General features: G+C 62.6%; 5 protein-coding genes and 1 tRNA gene. 3 read left to right on the top strand and 3 right to left on the bottom strand.

What is annotated here, in order from left to right:
- Positions 1-74 precede the first annotated feature (74 nt).
- The 3 genes from ACI944_RS13305 to ACI944_RS13295 all read left to right on the top strand — a co-directional run bounded on the left by ACI944_RS13305 (position 75) and on the right by ACI944_RS13295 (position 1,650).
- Positions 75-251 carry a hypothetical protein gene (locus ACI944_RS13305; RefSeq protein WP_411719514.1) on the top strand — a complete coding sequence of 59 codons (177 nt, stop codon included), beginning with the start codon at positions 75-77 and terminating at the stop codon, positions 249-251.
- A 62-nt stretch (positions 252-313) separates the two neighbouring features.
- Positions 314-883, top strand: a complete 570-nt coding sequence (locus ACI944_RS13300) for a thioredoxin family protein (RefSeq protein WP_411719513.1) — start codon at positions 314-316, stop codon at positions 881-883.
- Between the two features lie 98 nt (positions 884-981).
- A complete protein-coding gene (locus ACI944_RS13295) occupies positions 982-1,650 on the top strand; it encodes an O-methyltransferase (RefSeq protein WP_411719512.1) in 669 nt (222 codons plus the stop codon).
- 293 nt (positions 1,651-1,943) lie between these two features.
- Here the strand turns inward: ACI944_RS13295 and ACI944_RS13290 are convergent, their stop codons facing one another.
- From ACI944_RS13290 to ACI944_RS13280, 3 genes are all read right to left on the bottom strand, one after another.
- The gene (locus ACI944_RS13290) at positions 1,944-2,414 is read right to left on the bottom strand and encodes an FKBP-type peptidyl-prolyl cis-trans isomerase (RefSeq protein ID WP_411719511.1); all 471 of its coding nucleotides are present in this window, start codon (positions 2,412-2,414) and stop codon (positions 1,944-1,946) included.
- Positions 2,415-2,575: 161 nt separating this feature from the next.
- Positions 2,576-2,660, bottom strand: a tRNA-Leu gene (locus tag ACI944_RS13285).
- A gap of 99 nt (positions 2,661-2,759) precedes the next feature.
- A complete protein-coding gene (locus ACI944_RS13280; RefSeq protein ID WP_411719510.1) occupies positions 2,760-3,266 on the bottom strand; it encodes a universal stress protein in 507 nt (168 codons plus the stop codon).
- Positions 3,267-3,460: the final 194 nt, after the last annotated feature.

Genomic DNA, 3,460 nt, shown 5'->3' with positions numbered 1-3,460 from the left:
GCCGAACCATCGGCAGCGTGCGGGTGACGGGTACCGATAGAGCCCGTCGCCTGTCTCAGTAGAGGCTACAGCACATGCAGCACCTCTGGTATGCCCTCATAGCGCTCGTCGCCTACGCGACGGTCGCACCCCTGACGGAGGTCGCCACGCAGGACCTCCCAGCCGACAGCGCCGCGCTGGTGACGAACGGGATGCTCGCGACCGTCACGCTCGCGGTCGTGACGGTCTTTCTGATGACGTTCGAGGGGTAAACTGCCCACCGTGGCGCCACAGCGGAGGGATGACTTTTGTCTGTCGGCGATCAACGCCCGGTATGGCACGCGAATCCGACGCGGACGAACTGGAATACGGCGACCGAGCACCGGCGTTCGAGTTACGGGGCACCGACGACCGGACGTACGATCTCGAATCCTTCGACGATCACGACGCCTTGCTCGTCGTGTTCATGTGCAATCATTGCCCGTACGTGCAAGCAAAGTTCGGGGCGATGAACGCGATTGCCACCGAGTACGCCGACGTCGCGGTTGTTGGGATCAACTCTAACGACGCCGAGGAGTACCCCGAAGACTCCTTTGAGAACATGGTCGAGTACGTCGACCGCGGCGAGATCGACATCACGGCGTACCTGCGCGACGATACGGCCACCGCCGCAAAAGAGTACGGCGCGGTTTGTACGCCCGATCCGTTCCTGTTCGAGAACGACGACGACACGTTCCGGCTGGCGTATCACGGTCGCTTCGACGACGCGATGAACCCCGACGACGAGTCCTCCGGGGAGCCAGGTGACGATATGCGCGACGCGATCGACGCCGTACTCGCGGGCGAAGAACCCGAGGAGACGTTCCTCCCCTCGCAGGGCTGTTCCATCAAGTGGCCAAACTGAGTTGGACTACCGGCGATTGTGACGGGTGTGCCGTACCGATCACCGACTCTGAAGATGCTTGGGGGAAGATATAGGATCGCTCGCACCCGAGCCGTCGCATGGGCGTTCCAGACGACATCGAGGCGTTCGTGGCCGCGGTCGGCCCCGAACCGGACCCGGTGCTCGCCGAGATGGACCGCCGCGCCGAAACGACGGACTTCCCGACCGTCGGTCCCGCGGTGGGCGGGTGGCTCCGGGCGCTTGCCGATCTCGTCGGCGCCGAACGGGTGTTCGAGTTCGGTTCCGGATTCGGTTACTCCGCGTACTGGTTTCTCGGTGGGATGGCCGAAGACGGAGAGATTGTCCTCACAGAGATCGACGCCGAGGAGCTTGATGCCGCCCGGGAGTATCTCGAACGGGGCGGGTACACCGACCGCGCGCGTTTCGAGTTAGGGGACGCGATCGGGATCGTCGACGGCTGCAAAGGCCCTTTCGACATCGCGTTGATCGACAACGAGAAAGACCGGTACGTCGAGGCGTTCGAGGCGATCCGGCAAAAGATCCCCGTCGGCGGCCTCGTCCTCGCCGACAACGCGATCGAGGGCCCCTACGAGTTCGGGACGATACGCCGACTGATGGCCGATGACAGCGAGCAGTTCGACGACCCACATGCCGACGCGGCCCGCGGAATCGCGGCATATCTCGATCACGTCCGGTCCGCCGAGGAGTTCGAGACGACGCTGCTTCCCGTCGGGGAGGGACTCGCAGTCACTCGACGAGTCGGGTGAGGCGGCGTATCCTGGCCGGCGGTGCGTGCTGACGACCGGACGGGCACTACTGTAACGGTTTCATCGAAATCAACGCGGTAGGGACGACGACCCGGATCGTCAGGATCGACCCCGTACTCACCACGAACGGGCGGCTCCTCTGATGTGGTACGCCAGCAGTCCGATCGTCACCCAGTCGAGAATGTACAGTATCGACGTGTACGCGACCGTCGTACGCGAAATCACGACGGCGAAATCCCGATGCCGCTCCCGGCGAATCGGGCGGTGGAGCCTCCCGGTTCCAACAGTTATCCTCACTTGACGTCGACGATCTCGATCTCGAACGTCAGCGTCTCACCGGCGAGTCGGGGGTTGAAATCCACCTTGACGACCTCCTCGCCACTGTGGACGACCTCGCCGTGTTGGCCGTTCTGTGCCTCAAGATAGGAGCCCTCCTCGGGGGTCTGGCCGCCGAGCATCTCGCGGAGCTCCTCGGTATCGAACTCTTGAATGCGCTCCTCACTATGTTCGCCGTAGCCCTTCTCCGGCGGGATCGTGAGCGTCGTCGTCGTCCCGGCCTCCAGACCGACCAGCCCCTCTTCCATTCCCTCGATGACTTCTTCGGCACCGACGTCGACCGTCAGCGGCGCGTACTCGCGGTCTGGCTGGGCCTCCGCCAACCCCGTTTCTTCGGCGACGGACTCCCGGGAGGTGTCGAAAACAGTCTCGTCGTCCAATCGGCCGGTGTACTCAAGGGTCACGGAATCGCCAGTAGCTATCGTCATACTGAGCCAAGGAACGCCACACACAAAACCCGTTTCATTACGCACTTGGTCAGAAAGAAATCGCGGGACTTGGTTCGAACCGCTTAAAACTCCGCTCCGCTCGGTTTTCAGGGTTCGGATCCGCTGGCGACCCCACTCTGCACGATCTTTCGGAGATGGCATGCGCGGGACCGGATTTGAACCGGCGGACCCCTACGGGACAGCGTCCTAAGCGCTGCGCCTTTGGCCTAGCTCGGCAACCCGCGCGCAGTTATCTTCTCGCCGTCTGGCGATCTTGCGGATTCCCGTACACGGGACACTGACATCAAACTTTTGTATCGCAACACCTCGAAGCGGTGTGCGGTATTAGGGGGCCTCGCCTTCTCGGACCGTCAGTACGGGAACGTCGGACAGTCGGACGACTTTCTCCGTGACGCTCCCGAGCAAGTATCGGTCCAAGCCGGTTCTGCCGTGTGTTCCCATGACCACCATGTCAATATCGTGTGCCTCGGCGTAGTCGAGAATACCCTCGAATGCGGTTCCCTCCCGGACGGCGGTTTCCGTTTCGGCGTCGTCGAATCGCGCTGCTGCTTCCGTAACGATCTCCTGTCCGTACTTTTCGACTGCCGCCTGGGTCTCGTCGCTTTTGGTCCGGTCACCGATCATTCCTTCCCCGCTTCCCTCCGGATCGCCGACCATCCCCCCCTGTCCCATCACTTCCGTATCGCTGGCGAGACCGTGGGGTCCGGAGCGCTCGGCCACGTAGAGCACGTGGACGGTCGCCCCGTAGGTTTCCGCCAAGTTACGACAGTTGTCCAGCGCTGCCTCCGCACCACCACTCCCGTCAGTCGGGTATAGAATGTCTGTGTACATTGTTTGACTCCTCCATCTGCACCGATCGGATGACGTTTAACGTGAGGGGACTAATTTCTTGCGTATAGTTCACAGCAACCACGAGTCCATGCGTGGCCGCCGTCGTACGACCGCCGCCCGCCGGACAACAGCAGTACTGACCCCCGGTTGCGGCGCCAGTGCTGCAGGGGGCCATACCGTTCTACGTCGCCAAC

The sequence above is a fragment of the Natronomonas sp. genome (assembly GCF_046710025.1).
GTDB lineage: Archaea > Halobacteriota > Halobacteria > Halobacteriales > Haloarculaceae > Natronomonas.
This window is presented reverse-complemented; position numbering and strand designations above follow the sequence as displayed.